21 protein-coding genes, 1 tRNA gene, 1 other RNA gene and 2 pseudogenes are annotated in these 26,002 nt (G+C 58.8%); 9 read left to right on the top strand and 16 right to left on the bottom strand.

Annotation, left to right across the window (positions count from 1 at the left end):
- Nucleotides 1–28: 28 nt before the first annotated feature.
- The 3 genes from LRK71_RS03060 to LRK71_RS03050 all read right to left on the bottom strand — a co-directional run bounded on the left by LRK71_RS03060 (nt 29) and on the right by LRK71_RS03050 (nt 5,889).
- A complete protein-coding gene (locus LRK71_RS03060; protein WP_232400974.1) occupies nt 29–3,211 on the bottom strand; it encodes a Hint domain-containing protein in 3,183 nt (1,060 codons plus the stop codon).
- A 1,447-nt stretch (nt 3,212–4,658) separates the two neighbouring features.
- Nucleotides 4,659–5,555 carry a DNA cytosine methyltransferase gene (locus tag LRK71_RS03055; protein ID WP_232400973.1) on the bottom strand — a complete coding sequence of 299 codons (897 nt, stop codon included), beginning with the start codon at nt 5,553–5,555 and terminating at the stop codon, nt 4,659–4,661.
- Entirely contained in the window at nt 5,524–5,889 is a 366-nt protein-coding gene (locus LRK71_RS03050) for a hypothetical protein (RefSeq protein WP_232400972.1), read from the bottom strand. The genes LRK71_RS03055 and LRK71_RS03050 overlap by 32 nt, the downstream gene beginning before the upstream one ends.
- A gap of 67 nt (nt 5,890–5,956) precedes the next feature.
- On the opposite strand from LRK71_RS03050, the gene LRK71_RS03045 reads away from it, so the two are divergent.
- Nucleotides 5,957–6,424, top strand: a complete 468-nt coding sequence (locus tag LRK71_RS03045; RefSeq protein WP_232400969.1) for a very short patch repair endonuclease — start codon at nt 5,957–5,959, stop codon at nt 6,422–6,424.
- Between the two features lie 203 nt (nt 6,425–6,627).
- Here LRK71_RS03045 and LRK71_RS03035 read toward each other — a convergent pair whose 3' ends face one another.
- Together LRK71_RS03035 and LRK71_RS20500 are read right to left on the bottom strand one after the other, a co-directional pair.
- Complete coding sequence (locus LRK71_RS03035) at nt 6,628–6,885, bottom strand: hypothetical protein (RefSeq protein WP_232400965.1); 258 nt, start codon at nt 6,883–6,885, stop codon at nt 6,628–6,630.
- Nucleotides 6,882–7,055: pseudogene (locus tag LRK71_RS20500) on the bottom strand (YcbK family protein); the annotation flags it as partial. The gene LRK71_RS03035 and the pseudogene LRK71_RS20500, both read right to left, overlap by 4 nt.
- Here LRK71_RS20500 and LRK71_RS03030 point away from each other — a divergent pair.
- Nucleotides 7,046–7,489: pseudogene (locus LRK71_RS03030) on the top strand (recombinase family protein); the annotation flags it as partial. The pseudogenes LRK71_RS20500 and LRK71_RS03030 overlap by 10 nt on opposite strands.
- Nucleotides 7,490–8,004: 515 nt before the next feature.
- On the opposite strand, the gene LRK71_RS03025 reads toward LRK71_RS03030, so the two are convergent.
- From LRK71_RS03025 to acuI, 8 genes are all read right to left on the bottom strand, one after another.
- Nucleotides 8,005–8,094: transfer RNA gene (locus LRK71_RS03025), tRNA-Ser, on the bottom strand.
- A gap of 80 nt (nt 8,095–8,174) precedes the next feature.
- Nucleotides 8,175–8,903, bottom strand: a complete 729-nt coding sequence (locus tag LRK71_RS03020) for an alanyl-tRNA editing protein (protein WP_232400964.1) — start codon at nt 8,901–8,903, stop codon at nt 8,175–8,177.
- Complete coding sequence (locus LRK71_RS03015) at nt 8,890–11,310, bottom strand: DUF3772 domain-containing protein (RefSeq protein WP_232401140.1); 2,421 nt, start codon at nt 11,308–11,310, stop codon at nt 8,890–8,892. Before LRK71_RS03015 ends, LRK71_RS03020 begins: the two co-directional genes overlap by 14 nt.
- 122 nt (nt 11,311–11,432) lie before the next feature.
- On the bottom strand, nt 11,433–12,467 hold the full coding sequence (locus tag LRK71_RS03010; protein WP_232400963.1) for a cysteine synthase A: 1,035 nt from the start codon (nt 12,465–12,467) through the stop codon (nt 11,433–11,435).
- Between the two features lie 69 nt (nt 12,468–12,536).
- The gene (locus LRK71_RS03005; RefSeq protein WP_232400962.1) at nt 12,537–13,661 is read right to left on the bottom strand and encodes an NUDIX domain-containing protein; all 1,125 of its coding nucleotides are present in this window, start codon (nt 13,659–13,661) and stop codon (nt 12,537–12,539) included.
- A gap of 27 nt (nt 13,662–13,688) precedes the next feature.
- A complete protein-coding gene (locus LRK71_RS03000) occupies nt 13,689–14,129 on the bottom strand; it encodes a TrgA family protein (RefSeq protein ID WP_232400961.1) in 441 nt (146 codons plus the stop codon).
- A 143-nt stretch (nt 14,130–14,272) separates the two neighbouring features.
- A complete protein-coding gene (locus LRK71_RS02995) occupies nt 14,273–15,496 on the bottom strand; it encodes an aminotransferase class V-fold PLP-dependent enzyme (protein WP_232400960.1) in 1,224 nt (407 codons plus the stop codon).
- Between the two features lie 276 nt (nt 15,497–15,772).
- Nucleotides 15,773–16,768, bottom strand: coding sequence for an acryloyl-CoA reductase (gene acuI, locus LRK71_RS02990; protein ID WP_232400959.1), 996 nt, complete (start codon nt 16,766–16,768; stop codon nt 15,773–15,775).
- A gap of 223 nt (nt 16,769–16,991) precedes the next feature.
- On the opposite strand from acuI, the gene LRK71_RS02985 reads away from it, so the two are divergent.
- The 4 genes from LRK71_RS02985 to LRK71_RS02970 all read left to right on the top strand — a co-directional run bounded on the left by LRK71_RS02985 (nt 16,992) and on the right by LRK71_RS02970 (nt 20,309).
- Complete coding sequence (locus LRK71_RS02985) at nt 16,992–17,717, top strand: FadR/GntR family transcriptional regulator (RefSeq protein WP_232400958.1); 726 nt, start codon at nt 16,992–16,994, stop codon at nt 17,715–17,717.
- Nucleotides 17,718–17,886: 169 nt separating this feature from the next.
- Nucleotides 17,887–18,237: a transfer-messenger RNA gene (gene ssrA, locus LRK71_RS02980) on the top strand.
- A gap of 147 nt (nt 18,238–18,384) precedes the next feature.
- Complete coding sequence (gene chrA / locus LRK71_RS02975; RefSeq protein ID WP_232400956.1) at nt 18,385–19,689, top strand: chromate efflux transporter; 1,305 nt, start codon at nt 18,385–18,387, stop codon at nt 19,687–19,689.
- 149 nt (nt 19,690–19,838) lie between these two features.
- Nucleotides 19,839–20,309: an SspB family protein gene (locus LRK71_RS02970; RefSeq protein WP_232400953.1), complete on the top strand. Its 471-nt coding sequence runs from the start codon at nt 19,839–19,841 to the stop codon at nt 20,307–20,309.
- A 202-nt stretch (nt 20,310–20,511) separates the two neighbouring features.
- Here the strand turns inward: LRK71_RS02970 and LRK71_RS02965 are convergent, their stop codons facing one another.
- Nucleotides 20,512–21,126 carry a hypothetical protein gene (locus tag LRK71_RS02965; protein WP_232400951.1) on the bottom strand — a complete coding sequence of 205 codons (615 nt, stop codon included), beginning with the start codon at nt 21,124–21,126 and terminating at the stop codon, nt 20,512–20,514.
- Nucleotides 21,127–21,377: 251 nt separating this feature from the next.
- Between LRK71_RS02965 and fumC the strand changes: the two genes are divergently transcribed.
- From fumC to LRK71_RS02950, 3 genes are read left to right on the top strand one after another with little or no spacing between them, the layout of a single operon-like run.
- Nucleotides 21,378–22,772 carry a class II fumarate hydratase gene (gene fumC / locus LRK71_RS02960; protein ID WP_232400949.1) on the top strand — a complete coding sequence of 465 codons (1,395 nt, stop codon included), beginning with the start codon at nt 21,378–21,380 and terminating at the stop codon, nt 22,770–22,772.
- Complete coding sequence (locus tag LRK71_RS02955; protein WP_232400947.1) at nt 22,772–22,948, top strand: DUF4169 family protein; 177 nt, start codon at nt 22,772–22,774, stop codon at nt 22,946–22,948. The genes fumC and LRK71_RS02955 overlap by 1 nt, the downstream gene beginning before the upstream one ends.
- Nucleotides 22,945–23,178: a ribbon-helix-helix domain-containing protein gene (locus LRK71_RS02950; RefSeq protein ID WP_232400946.1), complete on the top strand. Its 234-nt coding sequence runs from the start codon at nt 22,945–22,947 to the stop codon at nt 23,176–23,178. The genes LRK71_RS02955 and LRK71_RS02950 overlap by 4 nt, the downstream gene beginning before the upstream one ends.
- On the opposite strand, the gene LRK71_RS02945 is transcribed toward LRK71_RS02950, so the two are convergent.
- Together LRK71_RS02945 and LRK71_RS02940 are read right to left on the bottom strand one after the other, a co-directional pair.
- Entirely contained in the window at nt 23,169–24,599 is a 1,431-nt protein-coding gene (locus LRK71_RS02945) for a cytochrome P450 (RefSeq protein ID WP_232400945.1), read from the bottom strand. The two genes, LRK71_RS02950 and LRK71_RS02945, sit on opposite strands and share 10 nt — an antisense overlap.
- Nucleotides 24,596–25,900: a hypothetical protein gene (locus tag LRK71_RS02940; RefSeq protein ID WP_232401139.1), complete on the bottom strand. Its 1,305-nt coding sequence runs from the start codon at nt 25,898–25,900 to the stop codon at nt 24,596–24,598. Before LRK71_RS02940 ends, LRK71_RS02945 begins: the two co-directional genes overlap by 4 nt.
- Between the last annotated feature and the right edge of the window lie 102 nt (nt 25,901–26,002).

Here is a 26,002-nt window from a genome sequence, read left to right as displayed (position 1 = left end):
TTTCATCCCTGTCACATCACCGATGCGCTTAGTGCACCAAGAGGCGGGCCTCGTGGCGCTTCAACGACCGGCGGGCAGAGCTGTAGGCGACGCGGCCTTGCTCTGACTTCAGCTCTGGAAACAGCTCAAAGACTTCGTTGCGCTGGGTATTATCCAACCCGCGCAGAGTTTGATCCCCGGGCTGGAAGCTCTCTGTCCAGGCACCATCCGACAGGACCACCTCATGCTGATCGAACATAAAGTGGATATAGGTCACCGAACTGGTCTCTACCGCGTCAATGCCCACCAGCCCCGTCAGGTGCTTGGCTGCGACCAGCACTTCACGGTCTTCGAAATACAGCGCGGTCTTATCATTAGCGACCAGCACCCGGTGATTGGGGCTGACCATCATGTCGCGTTCCGGCAGACCATTGCCCAGGGCACCTTCGCGGATCAGGATCGGCTGCAAATGCGCGGCCTGTTTCAGATCAGAACGTTCCAGGCTGCGGCTACCAAGCCAGCGGATCACCTGAATGCCATTGTCGCGGGTTATGACCCGATCGCCAACGACGAGATCTTCCACCCGGCGCTCACCTTCTGGGGTGGCGATCCGGGTTCCCGGTGTGAAACAGGGCACCACAACGGTTTCGATCTCATAGAAATTGGAGGTTCCGGTGATATCGCCGTCAGCGTTGAAGAAGGTCACCACGCCGTTTTCAGGGTTGGTATCGTCCAGTTCGACACTCAGGCTGCCGCCGGGGTTCTGGGCCTCGGCAGCGCCAGTCAGGTCCAAAACATCAACGTCGCTGTCATCGTCATCTTCGCCGCCGTAAACGATGTCGTTCTGGCTCAGCCCGGTGATAGTATCCGACCCGGTGCCGCCCAGGGCGGAATCCGCTCCGTCACCAGCGCCGAGATCGATCTGATCCAGACCTGCGCCACCATCGAGCACATCATCCCCCTGGCCACCCAGGATGGTGTCATCGCCCGTGCCGCCAGTCACACTGTCATCATCGATGCCGGCATCAATCATATCATTGCCAGCGCCACCGGAAATCAGATCGTCGTCGTCCTGGCCATAGATCACATCATCGCCAGCACCGCCGTCGATGGTATCCATGCCATTTGTAGGGTCTGGATCAACCGGCCGCCCATCAGAGCCATCATCAGTGATGTTCAGCCCATCCGGGAAGGCGGGATCAAGACCACCGTAGATGGTATCGTTTCCCGCGCCGCCGATCATACTGTCAGAGCCTTCGCCACCGATGATCAGGTCATCATCATCACCGCCATCAATGGTATCATCGTCGATACCGCCATCAATGGTGTCAAAGCCAGCGCCGCCTGAGATCAGGTCGTTGTCATCGCCGGTGGTGATCAGATCATCGCCGGCACCGCCATCGACGGTATCGCGATCATTGAAGGGATCAGCATCCGCAGGCACAAAAGGAATATTTGGCGTGGTGCCAGTATAACCATCAAACCCCCGGTCCGGCAGAGGTGCGGTGTCATCCGAAGAGGTGTCGATGACATCATCGCCCTCGCCGCCATCAACACTGTCAGAACCATCGCCACCAATCAGAGAGTCATCCCCGTCATTGCCAAGGATGATATCATCGCCATCGCCACCGTCGATTGTGTCATTGCCGGGCACAACAGAAGGCGGAGTACCAAGGGCGTCGAAGAAGACATCGCTAACCACCACGCTGCTAGAGATGTTGCCATCCTGGCTATGGGTGATCACAATCGATGTAACCGGTCCGGGAATGGTTACCAACATGGAGGTATCGGGATTGTCGTCACTGGTGAAGGTGTCGTCATCCTTGGCGGCGGCCGTGTCATAACCGGAAACAGCATCGGTATCTGTCATCGTCAGACCAGGGCCACCCGCCAGGTTCACCACCACCGGGTTTCCGGCCGCATCAAAGGCAGTAATATTGACCACACTGTCAGCATCGATATCGCTGACACGGAAAGAGACGTCACCAACCGGTCCCGAAAAATTCAGCTGATAGTCGGCGGTGCTTGCATCGGCACTGGTTGCAGCATTCAAGCCGCTTTGCGGATCTGCCGCCACACCGCCGGTGTTGATATTGCCAACAAACTGAGGCACATCGGTAAAGTCACTGGTCGGGGTGCCGGTGCTATTGGAAACCGAAAAATCAACGGTAACCGAGCCGGTATCCTGCGAGAATCCCGCCGTCAGGTCATCGCCGGGATCAACCGGGTCGCCACCATCTGGGTCAGGCGCAAGATCCCACTGGAACACTTCGCGGGTGCCACCACCGCCCACACCACCGGGAACATCCGTGTCGCCCTGCAGCACGTCGTCACCTGCGCCGCCGCTCAGGCTGTCTGCCCCGCCGCCACCATGTACGGTATCATCGCCAGCACCTGCAAGCACGGTATCATCGCCGCTACCGGCATTGACCAGATCATCATCGGGCCCATCAGCCGGGTTGATCGCATCGCCATTGTCGATACGGTCACCTTCAGGATCACCCAAGTAGCCGGTATCAATCAGATCATCGCCAGTGCTGCCTTCGACGACACCGTCGAGGCCACCGCCATTGTACTGCACAACATTGTCGTCCAGCACCGCAACATAGTCGATGCTGCCTTCAAAGGCATTGCCACCGTCACCATCGGCCCCAATGACGAAGCTATCTTCGCCATCCGCAGTCACATCAAGGGTCATGCCAACGACATCGTCGCCAGTGGTAAAACTGGTCCCCTGAGTGCTGTTTTCCACCACCAGGCTCACCCCGCCGGGGCTCCAGCCGTAAGAGACGGTCAGCAGATCACCCGCAGCAAAGAAACCGGGATCGGTTGCGAAATTCACTGTCTTGCCATCATCGGCATGACTCAGACTGACAACGCCCTCTTCGCTCACCCGAATGACAAAGCTCTCACCATCCGCATCATCCTGCGATGACAGCCCCCGGCTTACGACGGTTTGCTCACCGCTCCCCGGCATTGCGCTGGCCTTGAAAGAGGTGATCAGGGAACCGGTTGCGAGATCAAACGGAACATCCTGGTTGCCCGCGACGGTGAACTGGCTGCCATCGCCATTGCCCAGCATCCAGCCCCCCGCATAGGTCGTGCCGCCAGACCCGACGCCATCCTGGGCAATCCCATCGCCAAGTCCGCTGTCATCAGTGGTGTATCCCTCGCGAAAATCCCACAGACCAACCAGATTGGCCGAATACGGGTTGTCAAAATTGTCAGCCATCTCGTTCTCCTTATCGGTGTGGTGCCGCGTTAAACGCGCCCCGTCGCTCGAAGCGTTCAATCCGAAATAAAATCAACCGCAAAACCGCAGTTCCAAATTCATGCCCGAAGTTGAGGAGACAGCGCCATCTAGCCACGCGTTACGTGTTCTGTCCTGTACAATAGGACAGAGTGCGCCGGTTCAGGTTGTACGGAAATTGGATCAAACGTGAAGGCAGTTCACGTGGCGCCTTTGATAGCCGGTTGCGCCAGATCAAGTCTCGTAACACCCTAGAGAATATACCCCCCAAATGGGTATTTAATGAATAGCGGATGAATATATTTCAACAAAGAGAAAAAACCGTCAGAAATTTTAATAAATTGCCAGGCGACCCTAAAGCGGGCCCCAAACCGGCAAAGCCAACAGCAGGTAGAATGCCGAGATTGTTTTCAAATCAACACCAATGCAGCGCAAGATCGATAATATCACCCTGAAAAAGAGACAAAAGCCGCCAGGTCAGCGCAGGGCTGTTTCCAAATAGGCAACCTTCAGGCCCGGCCCACTTGCTAGGTCCAGCGAGACGGCGCGATATTCCCCCTAGCAAACGGATCACCAAACTGGAACCAATTCCACAATATACGAGGAACTGTTTCCCCTCAGAGAGACAACGGTTCGGGAATCGCATCACGATCCACATCGGGGGCGCATGGTTAATACCCGGCTTTTGGAAAATATCACTCCAACCGGTTTGCTTTGGTCCTGCCTATGATTAGCGCTTTTCGGTGTTCGGTGTTCGGTTTTATTTACAGGAAACCGGAATACAGGCGACTGCGGAAACCGAAGAAAAAGTAGGTGAGCCGCTGTCATCCTTGCTTGTCTACTGATCTTGCGAGCGACCTGACCGCAATGTCGATTGCTGCTCGTATTCTGACCTCGCCACAACAGGCATGTGCAAACCGGGTCGCTGTAATTCAGGAGAGACCGAAGCCGAAGTGCTTAGTCGCGCGTCAGGAAAATATTTATATACCCGAGGCCAATAACCTGAACACCAAATCGGCACAGTCATCCATATTAGCAAGGCAATGAATGAGGATGGTCAACGTGATTGGGTGAACACAGTTGGTCGTTGGTTGCGCCTGTTGGTTCAGCAAGCATTGACGGTGAATACCCCCACATCCAAATGCGTCTGCTCGCACCGCCTCAGCGTGGACACCGTAGAGATGAGTTTTAAAATGACAAGTGCGTTTGAGCGCCCCCGGCAGAAATGCCATCAACTTTTTAGTGGGCGCACCAAGGACAGCACCGGCGTTGAGTGTGCATACAGCGATTCATCAGGATTTGGGGGGGGGGGGGGGGGGGGGGGCGCGAAAATCAACAATGAGTTGATGTCAAGCGTCCACAAGATCTACGACGTTTCTGCGCTGTGGGCGCAATGAGGCTTGGTCTTGTGGTTCATGAGTGACAACAGTCACATCCGTTCCCGCCAGGCCGTCAGGATATAGCCGCGCACTGCTCCGAACACAGCGGCGAACAGATACCGTCCCAGATCCGAGGCCATGTGTCCGCGCGTCTCATGTTGGGCAACAGCACGCAGGTTCGGCCGCTCGAGCCACCGCAGCAGTTCATCGTTCGAGGTGCCATAGCCATCCGGCAGGCAAGACGCCGTCCGACGGCTCGGCGCGCCCAACTTCATTCGCTTGGCAACGGATGAGAACGCCTCCCTAAGCGGGCCGTCCTCCTTGCCCTTATGGATGCTCGCCAGGAGTTTCGCCGCTTCGACGACCTCGTTTCGCCAAGCCGATGAATCGTCTCGACCACGACTGATGCCGCTGCGCAGGTCCGGCATAGGCCCGATCACGTCACTGACCGTTCGCGTCAGGCCCGAGACGGCAATCTCGGCGCGCGCAGCCTTGCCCGCAAGGTCGGACCGAATTCCGACGATGATCACCCTGTGGCGCCGTTGCGGGACCCCGAACTGCTCGGCCCGCACGATGAAATCAGACGGTCGCCCTGCTTCTTGCAGGCTGGCTTTTCCATCTTCCACCCCGACCGTCATCAGCTCGTAGTGATGACCTTGGCCCGTACCAAGCGACGACAAATCTTCCATCAGCATCTCGAAGACAAGTCGACTTTCGACAGTCGAAGACAGCATGCCCTTGACGTTTTCCATCACGAAAGCGGCGGGACGAAGCCTGTCGAGCACGCGGATGTACTCTCGGAACAGGTAGTGCCGCCCATCCTCTTCAGGCACATAGCCGATCTTGCCCTTCGCCCGGGCGCGCCCCACCAGGGAATAAGCCTGACAGGGCGGTCCGCCGATCACAATCGTATCGTCATAGTTTTTTGCGTAGCTTTTCGATGGCACCGTCAATCGCCGTCGCAGCAGCCTCAGTGCCGAGTTCGAGTGCACGAGCCTCATCAATGGCAAGCTGCCACGCTTCGGCGTCGACTGCTGACCAATCCGGCTCGGGGACAAGCCCTGCATGGAAATCGATGAACTGGTCGGGCAAGGTGCCGTGAAGAGCCTGGTATTCACGAAGGAACGCGCGCAGCTTCAGGGTGCGATGGGCCGATGCCTCCTTCTCGACCGAGATGCCGATCCGGAACGGCGCATGTCCGTCCTCGACGAGGGAGGCAAAGCCCTCGCCAAGTCCGCCTGGACCGGCGAACAGATCGACAATGCCGAAAGTGGCTGACAAATCAGGCTCCTGACGAAATTCATTCAGTCGGTGTATACTAGGTTCCAGATCGAAGACCAGGGTGCATGTGACCGATATCGTAGACAAACAGACCCGCTCCCGGATGATGGCCGGGATCAAGGGGAAGGACACGAAGCCCGAACTGGTGCTTCGGCGGGCACTTCATGCGCGCGGCTTCCGTTACCGGCTGCATTCGAAAAATGTCCCCGGGCGACCTGACCTCGTGTTTCCGAAGCATCACGCAATCGTCTTCGTGCATGGCTGTTTCTGGCACCGCCATGAGGGCTGTCGTTACACAACCACTCCATCGACGCGATCCGAGTTCTGGCAGGCGAAGTTCGACGCGAATGTAATCCGAGACGCCGCCATACGGGACCAGTTGATAGAGGCAGGATGGAGGGTCGCAACGGTGTGGGAGTGTTCACTGCGCAAGACCGACCAATTGGCGGCAACGGTTGGGCTTCTCAGAACCTGGCTGCTCTCGGACAACGGGCAGCTTGAAATTGGCGAAAAGGATATCAAGCATTCTGAGTGATCTATACTCTGCAGACTGCGCTGAAGACCAAGATGCGCTGACTCTATCTGCAGCCGCGCGCCTGATCTCGAAAAACGGCGTAGTCACCCATCATCTCGAGGACGGCCGATCCGTCCGGCAGCATCGCCAATTCTTCGGCCGCCCGCGCCTGTAACTCCCTGCTGTATTCCACGACCGGCGGACATGCCGCCAAGCCGTTCGCTTCAAAACCCGCCGTCGCGCAGCCGGTCAACCAGTTCGTCGCGATTGCGAGGACGACGAGCCGCCGCCTCCAGCATTCGGCGTTGAATATCATTGGCTTTCTCCGTGGTTTCGAGACGTTCAGCAATCCGCCCGACGTGCTCGCCGGAACGGCGGATTGAAAGCAGGAACAGGACGATGGCGACAGCCATAGCTCCATAGCGCAAAGCGGCCCGCGCCGATGAGCTGGCGGCGATCCCGCCGAGAATGCTGGCGATCATCTCTGCCCCCGTTTCCAGTCATCCAAGCGAGCGTAGATCGTGAGCGCGATCCCCCCGAGAGCCACCGCGATGAACACCCAGCGAAGCGTATCGAGGTAGGGCACCAGCGGCAGGACGGCGGACTGGGTCTCGGCCAGGACGCTCTGCGCGACCTCGACCCCGGCTGAAAGGCATGTGGATGGGCGGCGTGCCCCCGCTGGGCTACGAGGTGAAAGACCGCAAACTGATCATTAAGGAGGCCGATGCCGCCAATGTGCGCTGGATCTTCGACCGGTTCATCGAAATCGGCTCGGGCACGGAACTGGCGCGGGAACTGGCGTCACGGGGCATCCAGACCAGCCGTGGCAATCGGATCGACAAGAAATACCTATACCGCCTGCTGAACAACCGCGCCTACATCGGCGAGGCCGTCCACAAGGGCGACAGCTATCCCGGCGAGCATGATGCCATCATCGACCGCGCGAACTGGGACAAGGTCCATCGCATACTTACCGAAAGCCCCCGTAAGCGTGCCGCCCGCACACGCGCCGACACTCCTGCGCTGCTGAAAGGTCTGCTCTTCGGTCCCGATGGCGCCGCCTTCTCGCCGACGCATATACGCGAACTGGCTAGTCATTCACTCGTCGAGATGGCGCCAGTCGAAAAAGAGGGATTTCGTTGGACTGAAGCCGCAGAAATCCGCCCCTCAGAAACTGAATGGAAGCCGAGCAACCTTCGAGTTGGAGAGGAGTTTGAGGCCGTACTATCCAGTGACAAAGTATAGCTCCGGGTGCACCGCACAGGGGTGCCCGGTGGCTTTGACTCAAAGGAGGACGGAACAAGAGAAACTTGCATTTGTGCCGCATGACATAGGTGTTTCGACGACAGTTCCGTTTGGCATCCGCGTGGCCGCTCCAAACGGACCGAAGCTATACCGAGAAGTAGCCATTGGATTTCCGATACTTATAGCTATTCACCGAAACCGTCACAGTCATCAGGTCCGGAGAATATTGGTGCAGAGAGAACGCTTTGAGCACTCTGCCTTCTAGGGCCGGTGCTCAGCCCCTCCCCCATAACCCTTGAATATAACGGAAAAATCCGACCGCAGCCGGATCGGGAGAACGCTTACGCGAGGGCAAGTGGCGGAGAGACAGGGATTCGAACCCTGGAGACGGTCTCCCGCCTACACACTTTCCAGGCGTGCGCCTTCGACCACTCGGCCACCTCTCCGTTGGTCGGACTTTTGACCGATCAGAAACGGAAATGCAAGGCCCGTTCTTGCAAAAATGTCATCTTTTTCAAAACCTTTTTCAATCAACAAGATGCAGGTAGATGCGGCGGTTCTGCTTGCCCTTTTTTTCCATCTTTCCGATGCGGATTTGGCCTATTTCAGCGCTGCGTTTTACATGGGTCCCGCCACAGGGTTGCAGGTCCACCTGCTCGGCACCGCTGCCGATCCGCACCAGACGGATGAGCCCGGCTCCGCGCGGAGGTGAGACTGACATGGTTTTCACCAACTGCGGCTTGGCCTCCAACTCCGCCTCGCTAATCCAGCTTTCGGTGACTTCCAGATTCCGGTTGATCAGCTCTTGCAACTGATCCTGCAGCGCCTGCTTGTCAGCAGAGACTTCGGGCATGTTGAAATCAAGTCGTCCCTTGCTGGCGGTGATCGCCCCGCCCGAGACCTCAAAGGGGACTGCAACCGACAACAGATGCAGTGCTGTATGCACCCGCATATGGCCATAGCGCCGCTGCCAGTCCAGCTGTTGGCTTACCTCGGTGCCAATGGGTGGACGCGGGTCATCGGTGGCGCAGATCAGGACCGCGCCCCCAGCCGTGCCCTTGACAGTGTTGTTAACCCGGCAGGTGCCAGTCGCCCAGCCAAGACGGCCAGTATCGCCCGGCTGGCCGCCGCCGGTTGGGTAAAACAGGTTGCGATCCAGCACCAAGCCGCCATCCGGCAGATGCGCTATCACACGGGCCTGCGCCTCTTGCAGATAGGCATCCTGACCATATAGTGCGGCACTATCGGTCTGCATCTGCCTCTCCATTGCTGTCTGCAGTTTCCTCGGATGGGGTGCCTTGCAGATCGCCCAGATCCGGTTGCACCGCCTGCCCGCCGGCCACAGGGGCGGGCTGACCGCCCGTTGTCTCTGGTGCGCCTGCGCCTCCGGTCAGAACCTCTGGGTTGCGCAGCCACAGATCGCGCTGAGCAAAAGGAATTTCGATCTCTTCTGCCGCAAAGCGGGCCGCAATTTCATAGTTGAGATCAGATTTCACCGTCAAGACCCAGTTCACATCGCGCAGGATGGCACGAATTTCAAAATCAAGACTATCGGCGCCAAACCCCTGAAAGATCACATTGGGCGGCGGGTTCATCAGCACCATCGGATGCGACTGCGCAATCTCCTTCAAGATGGTTTCAACCCGGCGCGGATCGGTGCCATAGGCAACGCCCACCGGTACGATCACCCTGCCAACCGTATTGCCACGGGTATAATTGGTTACCGTCCCGGTGATCAGATCCGAGTTTGGTACAATCACATCGCTGCGGTCAAAGGTCTCAATCCGGGTGGAGCGCACCGAAATATCGCGCACATATCCCATCAGACCGCCAACCTCGATCCAGTCGCCTTTGGAAATCGGGCGTTCCACCAGCAGGATAATCCCAGAGACAAAATTTGACACGATGGTCTGTAGGCCAAAGCCGATCCCGACAGAGAGCGCACCGGCAACAATGGCCAAGGATGATAGATCCAGCCCCGCCATGGAAATGGCCACCAGCGCGGCCAGGAAAACCCCGACATAGCCGACACCGGACACAATGGCATTCTGTCCGCCCGGGTCGATCTTGGTTTTTGGCAGCAAAGATGTGCGCAGGTTGCTTTGCAACAGGCGGGTGGCACCATAGCCGATGGCAAAAACCACCACAAAGCTCAGAAAGACGACAGGGGAAATCCGGGTATCGCCAAGCTGGAACCCCGCCAGAAAGCGCGACCACAGTTCGGTCAAATCAGCAACCCGGCCGCCCCAGATCAGCGCCACAACCGGCACCGCCAGCAACGTCAAAACAAAGCCAATGGCCACAGTCGCCAGGGAGTCATGCGCGGCAGCCCCCTGCCCTGACGCCCAGGCATAGAGATCGGCGAAAAAGCGCCGCAGCAAGACCAGCGCCGCGAACAGAGCCAAGGTTGAGATCGCTGGGTAAATCATGGCTTCGGCGGCATTAACATAGCCCACCGCGGCCAGGATCGGGGCCACGACCCCAAGGAAATGTACAATACGTCTGAGAACAGAAAGTGCACGGTTGGCCCCAACTGCCACCCGTTTTTCTCCGTCCTGATCTACCTCCGCTTCGGAGGTGGCGACATTAGCCCGCCCAATCCAGTTCAACCGGTAGAGCCCCAAGGCGGCCACAAGGATCAGCGGAAAGGACAGAACGGCACGGCTTTCAACCGAGGAATTTTCCAGCAGATAGAACTGGTTCAATGCATCCTGCGACACGAGAACAAATGCCAGAGCATCGACAATCAGACGCGATTCTCCGGGCCGCCCCACTGTGCCAGACACGTCAGAGCTATCCCGTCGGGCAACAAAAACCTGCTCGCCCAACCAGTGAAAGGTCAGAATGAGAAAGGCCCAGCCCGGCACATTCTCCAGCATCAAGGTGCCACGCAGCCCCAGAATACCCGAGATCTCCACCGCCGCTACCAGCACAACGATCCCCAAAAGCGGCAGGATCACCTGCAAGAGCGAGACAACAAAGGTCCAGACACCGGTGCCACGCGCCCCAAGCTGGCGCAGATACTCCCCCATGCGGCGGGCCCAGGGACGACCGCGCAGGATCAGAAAGCCACCTATCAGGACCAGCGCCAGAATGGCCGGCAACCGGTTAGAGATCCGCTCGATCGTGGTATCGTTGCTAATCTGTGCCTTGGTTTCATGCCAAAAGGTAAGCCCGGCATGCGAGAGTGCCAGCAGAGCGCCCGGCCAAAGCTCGGGGTTCAGGGGGGATGGCCCGCGCTCCAATAGGTACCGAGTACGCCGCTCACGAATGATCGTGTCGATTTCGCCGATCAACCCATCCGCCCGGCTATAGGCCTCTTGCGCGATCATGCGGGGCACCTTCAGCGTGTTCAGCTGAACAGTCAGATTTTGTCGCAGATTGGCAATGTCTTCAGGTTCGCTCTCACCCTCTGCCGGGGCGGCCCCCAGGGCCGATATCTGCCCCTCGAGCGTTTCAATACGCTCAACATTATGGCCTTTTACATCCTGGAACTTTTGCCGATACTGGGTCAGTTCCTTGCGCAGTTTTTCAAAGGCCGCACTAGAGGCGCGCCCCGCATCAATGGCCTGTTCGGCCCTCACGGCGGCCTTTTCCCATTGATTAAAATAGCTGCGTTCTTCTGAGCGCACCTGCGCCAAAACCTGCCCGGCGCAGAGCATCAGAATCAGCGCAAGAGCAACAAACCAGCCAATAAAACGCTGTGCACTCGCGGTCCAAAATGTTTGAGGCCGCAAAACTGCGACCTCAGAGATAGAGCGGGGAGATGGGCGGGAAACGCGGGTCATACGTCCTCAAAAACACCTGGAATAGAGGCTGGTATATGGGTCATCCAATCCGGCACCGGCAGCTCTTTTTCCCGCAGGAAATCTGGATTGAACAGCTTGGATTGATAGCGGGTACCATAATCACACAACACGGTCACAATGGTATGCCCCGGCCCCATGTCCTTGGCCATCCGCACAGCCCCGGCGATATTGATCGCCGAAGAGCCGCCAAGCACCAGACCTTCATCATGAAGCAGATCAAAGACAAAGGGCAGCGCCTCGGTGTCGGTAATCTGGTAATTGAAATCGGGCTTGAACCCTTCCAGGTTCTTGGTGATCCGCACCTGGCCAATGCCTTCGGCAATCGAAGACCCCTCCATCGCGATTTCACCAGTGGTATAATAGGAATACAGCCCGGCGCCCATCGGATCTGCCAGGGCAATCTTCACGCCTTTAGGCTGCAGCGCCTCGGCGACGCCCGCCAGGGTGCCACCGGACCCAACCGCACAGGTAAAGCCGTCAACCTTGCCGTCGGTCTGTTCCCAGATTTCGGGGCCGGTGGTTTCAACGTGGGATTGCTTGTTTGCAACGTTATCGAACTGATTGGCCCAGATCGCGCCGTTTGGCTCTGTCTTGGCCAGTTCTTTTGCCAGACGTTCGGAATAGCGCACAAAATTGTTGGGATTGCGATAAGGTGCCGCTGGCACCTGTACCAATTGCGCGCCTGCCAGACGCAGCATATCCTTCTTTTCCTCGGATTGGGTTTCCGGGATCACGATCACGGTCTTGAAGCCCATCGAGGCGCCAACCAGGGCCAGGCCAATACCGGTATTTCCGGCAGTGCCTTCGACAATAGTGCCGCCTGGCTTCAGCTCGCCACGGGCAATGGCATCCCTGATGATATAGAGCGCGGCACGGTCCTTGACCGACTGTCCGGGGTTCATGAACTCCGCCTTGCCGAGAATTTCACATCCGGTCTCTTCGCTGACGCGGTTCAGACGGATCAGCGGAGTGTGGCCAATGGCGTCGGCCAGATCGCGTGCAATGCGCATGGTATCCCTTTCGATCATTCCCCCAAGATGTAACCAAGGGGGCAGGCCTTCACAAGATGCGAAGGTGCCTTAGCGCGCCGCAGCTCGCAGCCTTTCACGGTGGCGTGACAGCCAGAGCGCGGCTGTCACCAGCGGCATGTCCTGGTAGCTATGGTTGTCGACCCCCTGCATCAAGTGGTCAAAATCAAGAATTTCGCTGCGCAGATCTTCGTTTTCACCCGCAACACCGCCACCACCGCGAATGTCAGAAAGGTCCGTAATCCCGACGAATATATGAATAAACTCGCCCGATGCGCCACTAGAGGGATAGGCATGGGTCACCACCTCCAGCCGTGAAATGGTGACGCCGGCCTCTTCGTCCGCCTCGCGCCGGGCGGCCTGCTCGGGCGTCTCTCCGGGATCAATCAACCCGGCGACAGGTTCCCACATCCAGGGGCGCTTTTCCCCTGCGATGTAGGTTGCGGCGCGAAACTGTTCCACCAGCAGCACCTGATCACGCAGCGGATCATAGGGCAGCACCACAGAAGCCCGCCCCACCAGCGCCACCCCCCGGTTCACGACCGGGCTCATGGAACCGTCATAGCGACGGAACTGCAGATCCATTTCCTCCATCGCAAAGAAGTTCACATAGGCGCGCTTATGCGCCTTGACCTGCACATCTCGCAACAGGTCGTGCGCCGGATCCTCGGGCCGGGCCTGCGCCGCCAACCAGGCTGCCGCCCGCCTGCGGATCGCGGGGAACGACCTGCGCATATCCCGCGCCGAGACCCGCCCGCGATAGGCCATCACCTCTTCTGCAGCCCGCAGCGTCAAGGCCCCCGATTGCGCCACCCAGGTCGCCAGATCCCAGGGGGCACCCGGCCGCCACTGCCCCGGCGTCGGGAAATAGACCTGCGCGCTAACCTGTTCGCCGCCGGGTAGGCAGACCGTGATCGACCGAAGCGCATAGTCATAACCGCCCTCGTAATAGTCAAGCGCCGCCAGATTCTGCGCCGTCAGCCCCCGCACCAAGATCCCCTGTGCGCTCTGCCCGGGGGCAGTGGCGATCATCGGAAAGATCTGGTCCTGCACGGCGAAAACCGCGTGATCTGCGAGGGTCACTTCGGTAACGTCAAGGTCACCGCCCACGCGCCCTAAGACCAGTTCCAGCAGCGGCCGATAGCGCAGCGTGCCGTAGAAAAATAGATCAACCACGTCCTTTAACCCATTGTTAAGGTGCATTTATGACCAGCGCTTATGCGCATACTCGGCCAATATCCCCGCCAGACAGCCGCCAATCACCAAGGGCAATAGAACCGCAGGTGTCGCTATCTGAAAGAAAAACTCGATCGATAGGGTGAAGATCGCCAGCAGCGCGTCAAACGGGCCACCATAGCGGTTGCGCATGGCCCGGTCGAACATCTCCCAGGCGCCCTGGATGAACAGCGCCCAAAGCACCATTACCGCCATCCCGGTCAGCCCGTTGTTCAGCGCCGGCACCAACCCATGGCCAACCCGCCGCCCCATGTAGATCCAGCCCGTCAGCAGGCCCAGCACCACGTTGACATGGAAGAAATAGCCAGGGTCGGTTTCCTTTGGCATATCAGCAATCACTTGGTCAGAAACGAGATAGGCGAGCAGCGCCAGAACAATGGCTGCGGTCAGGCGGGCAGTTGTGGGCATTGGCGTCTCTGTCCTTGGAGATCTAAGGTTTCGCTGTTGTCAGGGCAGTTGAACCAGGGGAGCAAAGCGAACCTGTCTCGGCCTCCTGTCTTGGCTCAGCGATGTTTTACTACACTGAAATGAGCCCTGTGATGTTTGGCCCGTTATAGCACCTGATCCAGCACCTCGATCAGTTTAGCAATCTCTTCGACGCTGGTGTAATGGGTGAAGCTCAACCGCAAGACACCCTCGCCGGGGTCCACCCCCATCGCCGAGAGCGCCCGCCCGGCGTAGAAATCGCTGCCGCCTGCCATTATGCCATGCGTGGCCAATTGGGCCGCGACGGCTTCCGCCGGACGGTTCAACGCCAGTGCCACGGTCGGTGCCCGCTGGGCTGCGTCACTTGGGCCAAGCAGCCGCAGATCATTGCGGGATTTCACCGCATCCAACAGCGGTTGCAACAGTGCGATCTCATGGCTGCGCATCAGATCATGGACAAAACCGGCCCGTGCCGCTGCCCCGCTGTTGGGGCCGCCATGATGATCACATAGCGCATCAAAATAATCTGCCATGCCTGCACTGGCCGCCACCTGCGCATGATCCGGCCCTGCCGGGGTGAACCGTTTGTAAAGTACGTCGCCGTTGAAATGATGCGCCTGATTGGGCAGAAATTGCCCCAATTCGCGCCGCATCACCATCAGCCCTTGATGCGGGCCAAAGGTCTTATAGGCAGAAAACAGATAGATATCCGGCCCCAGATCCGCCACATTGGGCAGCCCATGTGGCGCATAGGACACCCCGTCAACACAGACAAAGGCACCTGCAGCATGGGACATTGCAGTGATCTCGGTCACCGGATTTATTTCCCCAACCACGTTGGAACAATGGGGAAAACAGACCAGCCGCACCTTTTCATCCAACAGCACCTCCAGCTTCGCCGGATCCAGGTGCCCGGTCTGCGGGTCGATCTGCCATTCGCGGATCTCGATTCCGTCCTCGGCCAGACGCCGCCAGGGGCCGGTATTTGCTTCGTGATCTTGGTTGGTCACGACAATGGCCTCGCCCGGGCGTAGCATCTGGCGAAAGGCCTGGGCCAGAACATAGGTGTTCTGGGTTGTTGATGGGCCAAAGCTCAGCTCATCTGTTGCCACCCCCAACATTGCCGCCAGCCGCTGACGCGCTTCATCCATTTCGGCACCGGCCGTTATGGACGGTTCATAGGGCGCATAGGGCTGCACCTTGCGCTGAGTGTAATATCGGGTCAGCCGATCAATCACCTGGCAACAGGTATAAGAACCACCTGCATTTTCAAAAAAGGCCTTCCCCCGCAAACTTGGTTCTTGAAAGGCAGGAAACTGCCCGCGTACGAAATCAATATCCAGCGCCATTAATGCTCTCCCACTATTCTTGGCAAAAGAGATGCAGGTCTATGGGCGGGAGGTCAAGGCTGGCGGGAACTCTCTGTCTGGAGATACCGGCATTCTTGCCGTCGGGCGATGAAAGACTGGCCACCGGAGGTCCGGGGCCAATCACAGGCTGGCCAGGGGCAGGCAGCAGCTGCTTCACCTGCCCGACTTGCCCCCCTTTATCTGTAGCCTGTCGCCGCAGTTGCAACTTGCTGCCCCTGCCCGGCCCATATCAGGGTCTACCACTGCGCAGGCCGCTCAGGCATTTACATCCACCACAATGCGCCCCTTGATCTGCCCCTTCAAGATATCTGCGCCCAGTTGTGGCAGATCCGACAGAACGGCCGGTTTCACCATCTCATCCAGCCGGTCCAGCGGCAGATCCGTTGCCAGCCGCGCCCATGCACGGGTCCGATTGCCGTAGGGCTGCAACACGGAATCGATGCCCAGCAAATTCACCCCGCGTAACAGAAAGGGAATCACGGTTGCCGGCAGCGCCGCACCACCGGCCAGCCCCACCGCCGCAACTGACGCACCATATTTCATCTGCCCCAGCACCCGCGCCAGCATCTCCCCCCCCACAGCATCAATGCAACCTGCCCAGGTCTCGCTTTCCAGTGGGCGCTTCACCGTCTCATTCAGCTCTTCGCGTGGCACAATCCGGCTGGCGCCAAGCCCCCGCAGGTAGTCTTCGGTTTCAGGTCGCCCTGTCACCGCCGCCACCTCATAGCCAAGATGGGCCAGAATTGCGGTCGCAACCGATCCAACCCCGCCCGCAGCGCCAGTAACCAGAACCGGCCCCCGCCCCGGTGTAAGCCCGTGGTCCTCCAGCGCCATAATGGCCAGCATGGCCGTGAGCCCAGCCGTACCCACTGCCATGGCCTGGCGGGGGTCCAGCCCAGCGGGCAGCGGCACCAACCAGTCGGCCTTTACCCGCGCCTTCTGGCTGTAGCCGCCCCAGTGGGCCTCTCCGACACGCCAACCGGTCAGGACGACCTTATCCCCCGGCTTGAAGCGTTCATCATCGCTGGCCTCGACAGTGCCAGCAAAATCAATACCCGGCACATGCGGATAGCGACGCACCAATCCGCCCCCCTTCGGGCTCAGACACAGGCCATCCTTGTAGTTCACGGTCGAATATTCCACAGCCACAGTGACCTCCCCCTCGGGCAGCTGATCCAGGCTGATCTGCTCGATCGCAGCGGACCCAAGGCCGCTGTCTGTGTCTTGGCGTAGGATAAGGGCATTGAACATGTGATTTTCTCCTGATTTTTCGCGCCACCTGTACTTGGCAACATAATTGGCATTACAGAGTCTACGGACCAGTCGCATCCGCGCGCATCAATTGTCTGACATTTATTGAAATCTGTGCCATACCCTTTAATGTCTGACAATTGATTTTTGCACGCTGCACCGCTATTTCCTCCCCAACCCCAGCCTCCGCACGCCAAAGAAAAGCCCCCGAAGGAGGCAGCACATGAAGATCAACCCACAAAGCCGCGACGACCTATCGGCCCAGATTGCCAAGGCGATCAAAGATGCCATCATCCAGGGCGATCTGATCGTTGATGCGCGCCTACCTTCAGAGGCCGAGCTCTGCGCGCAGTTTCAGGTCTCTCGCCCCACCGTGCGCGAAGCCCTCAAACGGCTGGCGGCACAGTCGCTGATCCGTACCCAGCGTGGTGCCACCGGGGGGGCCTTTGTCAACCGGCTCAATTTTAAGGATGCCTATGCGCAGCATATCACCACCTCAACCCTACTGCTAAGCATGAACGCCGTCAGCTTTGAAACGGCCTGCGAAGCGCGCTATGCGCTTGAACGGGCCTGCGCCCCACTTGCAGCCCACAGACGCAAGGCAGAGCACCTGGCGATCATGCAGGCAGAAATTCAACACCAAAGCCAGCCAGATCTGTCGGATGCGGCCTTTTGCGCCTCGGATGTCGCCTTTCACCGCGCCCTGGTGGATGCGGCCGCCAACCCGGTGCTCTCCTACCAGCTGGCCGGCGCTGTCGAGGCCATGCAACCCTTGATGAACATTGTAACATTTTCGGCCCGCGACCGGGCAAAAATTATCGCCCTGCATATCCGGATCGCGGATGCCATCGCAGCGGGCAACGGCTTAGCGGCTGACAGTGGTCTTGTTCAGCTTGAACAGGAAACCCTTTTTCTGGCCAAAACAATCTTCGACGCGCGCTCCGCCTGATCGCAGCCGCCCCCCCCCTTTGCCCCCTTGTCTTTCTGCCGTATTCATTTGGCACCAAATATCCCGGGGGCGCCGGTGCTCCGCACCGGCGGGGGCTGGCCCCGTTTCTGCGCGGCCTATTTTTGCTGCAGACAGAAAACCGCAACCGCAAACAAAAAATGCTGCATCCCTACTTCAAATCCCCCCGGTATTGGCCTATATATTAGATGTTCCCTCGGGAACTATGGACATAAATGCGCTCGTAATACACGGATCGGACCCGGGGGCGGTACCCGGCGACTCCACCAAACATGCTTCATTTGGGCATCATGGGGTCGAAACAGGATCGACGGACGTCTAAAGGGGTTAGCTTTGTCTCGGCTGTCTGCCACCGTTATCGGCGAAAACTGTACAATTGCAAATGACAATCGTGCTCCGGTAGCCCTGGCTGCGTAAGCAGTTCGGAAAACCGAAAATTAAGTCCTTATGCCTAGCAGCGTAAGGCGGGGTTCGCAGGTACCTGGCAACAGAAACCTGCACTTCCCCCCAAGAAAAGTTGCTAAATCGGTTTGTACCGCCGACTCTTGCATGGCCTGCCCCCTTTGGTTCAGACCGTGGCAGGCTTTGGGCTGGACTTGACGACAGCGATGTTCTTTACCCAAACGCGATGGGCACTGGGATGAAGAACATGACAACAGTATCTTGGCGGCAGATGTGGCGGGTCTTTGGCCATATCGGCTTGTTGAGCTTTGGTGGCCCGGCCGCCCAGATCGCAGTGATGCACCGAGAACTGGTCGAAGAGCGCCCCTGGCTGGACGAAGACAGCTTCCTGCGCGGACTGTCCTTTTGCATGTTGCTGCCCGGCCCCGAAGCCATGCAGCTGTGTACCTATACAGGCTGGCGGTTGCGCGGCACGGTCGGCGGGCTATTGGCCGGGCTCTTGTTTGTTCTACCCGGTGCCTGTGTCATTGCGCTACTGGTCTGGCTCTACGCTCAGTTTGGCAGTGTCCCAGGTGTGCAGGCCGCCTTTCTTGGCGTCAAAGCCGCAGTTGTGGTCATCGTATTGCAAGCACTGTGGAGATTGAGCCATAAGGCCCTGAAACGGCACCAGGATTGGTGGCTGGCCGGATTGGGCTTTATAGCGCTCTTTGCCTTTGGGCTGCCCTTTCCAGTGGTGATCCTTGCTGCCGCAGTCTGGGGGCTGTGCCGCCCGGCCCCGCCCTTTTCCGCCCCCCCTGCCGCGCCATCCCTTGCCCCTCCTGCCGCGCGCCACAACACAACCACCCAGAGCCTGCGCAGCCTTGTGATCTGGGGCACGCTTTGGCTGCTACCGCTGGTGCTGCTTAGCCTTGCAGGCGCAGAGTTTCTTGCCGGAATCGGCTGGTTCTTCGCCAAGCTCGCCGTGGTCAGTTTTGGCGGCGCTTATGCGGTGCTCGCCTATATGAGCCAGGCGGTGGTGCAACAGCATCACTGGATCAGCGCCGGTGAGATGATTGATGCCCTGGGTTTGGCAGAGACCACGCCGGGACCGCTGATCCTGGTCACCCAGTTTGTCGCCATGCTGGCCGGGTTGAAACAGGGCGGCGTTGCGCTCTTTCTTGCCACGGGGATCACTGCACTCTGGGCAACCTTCATGCCGTGTTTCCTGTGGATTTTTGCCGCAGCGCCGCATGTGGAACGCCTGGCCGCGCAACCACGGCTGGCCTCAGCGTTGGAATCCATCACCGCCGTGGTCACCGGGGTGATCTTCAATCTCATGATCTGGTTCACCCTGCATGTGCTGTTCCAACAGGTCAGTGTGCTGGGCTCCGGCCCGCTTGCCATGCCCTGGCCCAGCCTGCACAGCTGGGATCCGACGGCGGCGTTGCTGGTTCTGGCTGCGCCTCCCCTGGCATATCTGCTCAAAGGGCGCCTGTTCTGGCTCTTGCTGATCATGGCTGGCCTCGGCCTCGTAGTGCACGCGGCCAGCCAGGGATTAGCCGCGCTAGGATGAGCGCGGTATGGGCCGACGGGTTAACGGGTAGATCCAGTCCGGGAACGCCCCCTAGGCCCCCAAAAATATTTACAAAACTAGTAGGGCTGCCCTTTAGTTTCTGCTAGAATTCACTATGCTGGTGCAGCAATTTAACAAGGGTGGCTTTCATGTCGCGTCAAATCGACTACGGAAATCTGATGCACACCGCCATGCGCGGCCTCATTCGCACCGTCCTGCAGGAAGTCGCGGACAAAGGCCTGCCGGGCAACCATCACTTCTTCATCACCTTTGACACCACCCATCCAGACGCCCAACTGGCGGATTGGCTGCGTGATCGCTACCCAGGTGAAATGACCGTGGTGATGCAGCATTGGTATGACAATCTTGAGGTTGGGGAAGATGGTTTTGGCATCACCCTGAACTTTGGGGATGCGCCAGAGCCGCTGTATATTCCCTATGACTCAATCGCGACCTTTGTTGATCCATCGGTGGAATTCGGGCTTCGTTTCGAATCTGCTGAAGATGACGATGATGACGATGACGACCCTCTGGGTGAAACCGGTGAGGATCACGACGACGAGCCGCCCACTTCCTCTGAGGGGGAAGTGGTGTCTTTGGACAGTTTTCGCAAAAACTAATTCCCTACGGCCAGGGCTTGGCGCGCTACAGCGCTGATAATACAAGGCGAAATCACGCCGCCTTGTCACCCCGGACTGCACCATCACCAATTGCGCGGACAATGCCCCATCTGCCTATGAACCATGCCCGCGAGGCATGGTTTTTATTTGCCGGAAAGCGAATTTCTATCGGCAAGTTCCGCCCCAAGATGGGTTCAGCAACCTATTGGCGCAACAAATCAACCTCAATCTGGCGCAGAGCAACCCCATTGCGATGCGACCGGAACACCAGATGCAATCCAGTCTCTGTGAGACTGCGATCATATTGCTGGATCTCGTAGTCGCCATTGGGATGGATGAACATAGAAAACACCGTCAGTACATCCCCCGTTAGGCGGGCCCAGACATAGGGGCGCCCCTTCATTGGGTCGTGCTGTTCGGCATGGCCAAAGAGGTCGCGCTGCATCGCAGCGGCAAAGATCCCTTCGCGATCACTTGGTAGAAAGGAGACGTCATAGGATTTGACCTTGCGCCGCCCGTCTTCCTGTTCACTGATGGTTGTCCACTGGACAGAAAAGCCCTTGCCAGATTCTGCGATTTCAACGGTGATGCCGCGTTCAATCTCTTCACCCGTCGCGGTTTCGAACGTCGCCGTGCCGCTGTAGCGGCCAAAGAAGTCCTCGACCTCATGCGCTGAAAGCGGCGTTGCCAGCAGCAGGACAATAGCGGTAATCCAAGCCAGCCAAGGCCCCAAGGGGCCAGTCACAGCCCGCCCCGGTTCGGACAATAGCCCGGGCCCGACATGCAGCGGAGGATTGGATACAACGGTATGGTTCACATGGATCCCCTGTTTCAAACATACGCAGCTACGCATCACCAGTGTAAAGATCTGCGCCCATCTGGCAATAACCGCAAACCAACAAGACGCCGCATCCGGCGAAACTGGGCGCATTTTTTCTGTTCCCCTGCCGATGATTGGCTATGATGCGCGCAACTGGCCAATTGCGTCGCGCCGATGCAGAGGATAAATGGCATGCAACCGCATACCAGACCACGCATAGACTGCATATAGACTGAGAGAGAGACAAGATGTCCGATACCCGTACCGAAACCGACAGCTTTGGCCCACTAGAAGTCCCCACAGACAAATATTGGGGTGCTCAGACCCAACGCTCTATCATGAATTTCCCCATCGGCTGGGAAAAGCAGCCCACCGCCATAGTGCGCGCGCTGGGAGTGATCAAACAGGCCTGTGCCATGGCCAACAAAGCCTCAGGCAAGATGGAGCCACGCATCGCCGATGCGGTTATTGCCGCTGCTGGCGAAGTCATCGATGGCAAGTTTGACGATAACTTCCCGCTGGTGGTCTGGCAAACCGGCTCTGGCACCCAGTCCAACATGAACTCCAACGAGGTGATTGCCAACCGCGCCATCGAGATGCTGGGCGGCGTAATCGGATCCAAGGACCCCGTCCACCCCAATGACCACTGCAATATGGGGCAATCATCAAACGACACCTTCCCGACCGCGATGCATATCGCGACCGCCATGTCGGTCCGCGACGTGCTGCTGCCCGGCCTGAAAAAACTGGCGGAAGGTCTGGAAGCCAAATCCGACGAATTCAAAGACATCATCAAGATCGGCCGCACCCATACCCAGGATGCCACGCCGCTGACACTGGGCCAGGAATTTGGCGGCTATGCCCACCAGATCCGCCAGGGCATTGCCCGCGTCGAGCTGGCCATGCCCGGCATCTATGAACTGGCGCAGGGCGGCACCGCGGTTGGCACGGGTCTGAACACTCAAAAGGGCTGGAGCGAGACTGTAGCGGCCAATATGGCCGAAATTACAGATCTGCCTTTTGTCACTGCCCCCAACAAATTCGAAGCCCTGGCCGCCCATGATGCCATGGTCTTCCTGTCGGGTGCTCTCGCGACTATCGCAGGCAGCTGCTACAAGATCGCGAGCGACATTCGCTTCCTCGGGTCTGGCCCCCGCTCTGGCCTGGGAGAGCTGATCCTGCCCGAGAATGAGCCCGGGTCTTCGATCATGCCAGGCAAGGTGAACCCAACTCAGGCCGAGGCGCTGACGCAGGTGGCCGCCCATGTCATGGGCAATGACGCCGCGATCAAATTTGCCGGCAGCCAGGGCCATTTTGAACTGAACGTCTATAACCCGATGATGTCCTACAACCTTTTGCAATCGATCCAGCTCTTGGGCGATGCGACCGACAGCTTTACCGAGCGCATGTTGAACGGCATTCAGGCCAATGAGCCGCGCATCGACAAGCTGATGAAGGAAAGCCTGATGCTGGTGACAGCTCTGGCACCCACCATCGGCTATGACAATGCCACCAAGGTCGCCAAGACCGCGCATAAAAACGGAACCACCCTGAAGGAAGAGGCGATCGCACTTGGCTTTGTGGACGAGGCGACCTTTGATGCGGTTGTGCGCCCCGAAGACATGATCGGTCCCAAGGGCTGATGGGCAAACCGGTCAATCTGAACCGGTTTCGAAAAGATAAGGCGCGGGCCGACGACAAGGCCCGCGCTGACAGGAATGCTGTCAAATTTGGCCGCAGAAAATCTGAAAAAGAGCTTGAAAAAGCCCGCAGCCAAAAGGCCAGCCGCGATCTTGACGGCCACAAGGGCGAAGAATGAACAGCCGCCCGCGCAAGCATTCGTTGACCCTGCGCGGTCATCGCACCTCGGTCTCGCTGGAAGATCCGTTTTGGCTGGCCTTTCGCCAGATTGCCGCAAGAACCAAGCGCCCGATCAACGAGCTGGCCGCCGAGATCGACGAGATGCGCGGGGCCGATTGCGGCTTGGCCTCGGCTATTCGCCTATTTGTGCTACGCGATCTGCAGGCACAGCTCTCTGATCAGAACTGATCAGCGCCGTGGCGCGGGGTGATCTGCAGCCAAATCCCATTTTTGGAGCGCACCGTCAGATGTGCCACTGGCACCGGTTCCTTCTCGGCACTGCAGCTCAGCTTAAAATCACGCAGGATCATCGACAGGATCAGCGGGCCCTCGACCATGGCAAAGCCCGCCCCCGGACAGACCCGCGCGCCGCTTGAAAACGGAATATAGGCCTCGCGCTGACATTTCTTGCCATTTTCGCTGTGCCACCGGGTCGGATCAAAGCCATCCGGGTTGTCCCACAGTCGGGTATGACGATGCAGATGCCAGGGGCTTAGTACAATCTGCGCGCCCTTTGGGACGCTGCGATTGCGAAAAGTGACCGGGCAGCTGGCCTCGCGCACCATCATCGGCACTGGCGGATACAGCCGCAGCGCCTCGCGGAACACATCGCGCGACAGGCGCAGTTTCGACATGGCGGCAAAGCCCGGATCCTCCAGAACGGCGGCCTCTTGCGCCAATTTCTCTTGCCAATCAGGGTAGAGCGCCATCAAGTAGAGCGTCCAGGCCAGGGCCGAAGCGCTGGTCTCATGCCCCGCAAGGAAAAAGATCGCCACCTGATCGACCATTTCAGCGGTGTCAAAGCGTTCTGCGGTTTTGGGGTCGCTGGTGGTCATGATCTTGGTCGCAAGATCCTGCGGCGCATCGCCTCGCGCAATTGCCGCCATGCGCGCCTGCGTCAGCTCTGTGATCAGGGCGCGGATCTTATCGGCACTGGCACGGGTGTCGGGGCGAAAGAAGCGCGGCATCCATTTTGGCAGCGGTACAAAGGCCGCAAGATTCAGCAGAGGCTGGCTGCGCTGATAGGCGCGAAACCGACCAAAGACTTCACTTGCAACGGTATTTTCAATCGGAATGGAAAACAGGGTGCGAAAGATAACATCTGCGGCCACATGGCTGGTGACTTCTTCGACCTCAACCACATCGCCCCCCCCTAGCTGCCGATGCAGCCTCTCTACCGCAGCCTCTGCCGCCGCGCGCATCGCCGGATAGGTCTCTTTCAGGCGACCGCCTTCAAAGGCCGGATCAATGATGCGGCGCTGCCGCTTCCAGGTCTCGCCATTGGTCAAGAACACCGAATCCCCCAGCAGCGGCTTCAGCCCTTCGGCGATGCGATCCGATTTGGGGAAGCTATCAGCCTCGTCCTTCAGCACCCGTTTGATCAAATCAGGCTGATTGATCAGAAAAGAACGAAAACTCGGGGCGCGAAATTCCGCCATCCAGGCCCGATAGAGCTTGGCCGGCTGGGCCGACAGGATGTCTTCGCGAAACAGACGCAGATACTGCCAGAAAGAAACCTTGCTGGGGCGCGCCGGGGGTTTTGGCGGCTCTGGCCTTATGCTGCGCTGCGGGGGCGGTGTTTGCGGCGACTGCGCCTTATTATCTGTCATTCAGCCTCCACCGAGGTGAATTTGGAGGCCGCCACATCAATACGAGACATCGAAGCGCGCCGCCCTGCATAGCGCGCCCGCAGGGTCTGCGCCCCGGCCGTAACACAGAAATAATCATAGTCGCCAGGTTGGTCAAAGGCGCAAAGATACTGGAAATGCAGCCGAAAGAACCGCCACCGCAGCGCCGCCCACCGTGCAGGGCTAAGCGTCTGGGTAAAGGCCGCAGAAATCACCAGCGGCCAGCGTTTTTCCGGCGGGGCGACACCGCTTACCGCGACCGGATCACAGAGAGCGAAGGCACAGCCATCACCAGGGGCCGAGACATCAATCCAGGCGATTTCCGCCCGCTGCGAAAGATAGCGCAGATCCGCGCGCAACCGCCCTGCACGCGGCAGAAAGGAGACCATAGGCACCACCTGCCCAAGTGTCAGAAACCCGATTTCAGGCGCATCCGCAGGCAGGCCCTCGCGAATGACATCGGCCAGTACTGAAACCCCCACATGGGCCCCGGATGAATGGCCCACCACCAGCAGTTCGTCCATGGTGCCCTCGGCCAGCGCCCTTTGTATTTCCTGCTTAAAGACGGCGATACGCGCCTCGAGCGCTGGCGGGTTGGCCCCGTGCGAGGCAGCCGAATAGGCGTAGTCATGCATGAGATAGTAGGCGAAAAACTTGCCATCCTGTTCCTTGAACCACCTAAGCAGCGCCACCGAAGCCCAGAGGCCCAGCCCCCAGCCTGGCAGCGGTACCAGCCACCACAGCTGCGGCACAATCTGCGTCATCACTGCCGTGCAGACAGCCGACACAGCGGCAAACAGGATCAATGCCAGTAGCGCCTGCAGCAGCAACATTCCCACAGGGTAAAGCGCTGCAATCACCGGCCCTTTGCGCAGCCACATCAGGCGGCGCAGCGTCCCCGAGGCGATATAGATCCAGGCGGTACGCAGCAGTTGCACATAGGTCGCCGCGATAGATGTCTCCATGCTGTCGCGCACAATATCGGACCAGACCAGCACGCTGAAATCTGTCTTTGTGTCCTGCCCATCGATGCAGGCCGAAACCTGCCAGCCATAGGGGCGGGACTGCCCGGCGGTGCCATGTGGCGCTGTCTCTTGATCTGGGGGCTTGGGCTTGTGCGGCGCAAGCGCGATGTCATAGCCGCTGATCGCGGCCTGAGCGGCGGCTTCCTTGCGGTACAATTCGCGGTAGCGACGCGGGTGAATGGGATCATAGCCGGGAATGTAAAACACCCGCCGCATTCGAACCGGTGCCGCCTGCGCTGCGGCGCTATCGGCCTGCATCTCTGGAGCTGTTGAAAATGCTGCGCTGCGCTCCATGTCCCGGCCTCTTATCCCTGTGGCGCAAGACTAGACCGGATTTTCGGCCAGAGTAAGGCCCGCGCC

The sequence above is a fragment of the Pseudophaeobacter flagellatus genome, from assembly GCF_021228235.1.
In the GTDB taxonomy this organism is placed as follows: domain Bacteria; phylum Pseudomonadota; class Alphaproteobacteria; order Rhodobacterales; family Rhodobacteraceae; genus Pseudophaeobacter; species Pseudophaeobacter flagellatus.
This window is presented reverse-complemented; position numbering and strand designations above follow the sequence as displayed.

Bases quoted from the DNA above. Each gene is read 5' to 3' on its own strand.
- LRK71_RS03000 (WP_232400961.1), bottom strand. From the start codon at position 14,129: ATGCCCACAACTGCCCGCCTGACCGCAGCCATTGTTCTGGCGCTGCTC.
- LRK71_RS03060 (WP_232400974.1), bottom strand. From the start codon at position 3,211: ATGGCTGACAATTTTGACAACCCGTATTCGGCCAATCTGGTTGGTCTG.
- LRK71_RS02940 (WP_232401139.1), bottom strand. From the start codon at position 25,900: ATGCAGGCCGATAGCGCCGCAGCGCAGGCGGCACCGGTTCGAATGCGG.
- fumC (WP_232400949.1), top strand. From the start codon at position 21,378: ATGTCCGATACCCGTACCGAAACCGACAGCTTTGGCCCACTAGAAGTC.
- chrA (WP_232400956.1), top strand. From the start codon at position 18,385: ATGACAACAGTATCTTGGCGGCAGATGTGGCGGGTCTTTGGCCATATC.
- LRK71_RS03020 (WP_232400964.1), bottom strand. From the start codon at position 8,903: ATGCAGACCGATAGTGCCGCACTATATGGTCAGGATGCCTATCTGCAA.
- LRK71_RS02985 (WP_232400958.1), top strand. From the start codon at position 16,992: ATGAAGATCAACCCACAAAGCCGCGACGACCTATCGGCCCAGATTGCC.
- LRK71_RS02945 (WP_232400945.1), bottom strand. From the start codon at position 24,599: ATGACAGATAATAAGGCGCAGTCGCCGCAAACACCGCCCCCGCAGCGC.
- LRK71_RS02955 (WP_232400947.1), top strand. From the start codon at position 22,772: ATGGGCAAACCGGTCAATCTGAACCGGTTTCGAAAAGATAAGGCGCGG.
- LRK71_RS02950 (WP_232400946.1), top strand. From the start codon at position 22,945: ATGAACAGCCGCCCGCGCAAGCATTCGTTGACCCTGCGCGGTCATCGC.
- LRK71_RS03035 (WP_232400965.1), bottom strand. From the start codon at position 6,885: ATGATCGCCAGCATTCTCGGCGGGATCGCCGCCAGCTCATCGGCGCGG.
- LRK71_RS03010 (WP_232400963.1), bottom strand. From the start codon at position 12,467: ATGCGCATTGCACGCGATCTGGCCGACGCCATTGGCCACACTCCGCTG.
- LRK71_RS03015 (WP_232401140.1), bottom strand. From the start codon at position 11,310: ATGCTCTGCGCCGGGCAGGTTTTGGCGCAGGTGCGCTCAGAAGAACGC.
- acuI (WP_232400959.1), bottom strand. From the start codon at position 16,768: ATGTTCAATGCCCTTATCCTACGCCAAGACACAGACAGCGGCCTTGGG.
- LRK71_RS02970 (WP_232400953.1), top strand. From the start codon at position 19,839: ATGTCGCGTCAAATCGACTACGGAAATCTGATGCACACCGCCATGCGC.
- LRK71_RS02995 (WP_232400960.1), bottom strand. From the start codon at position 15,496: ATGGCGCTGGATATTGATTTCGTACGCGGGCAGTTTCCTGCCTTTCAA.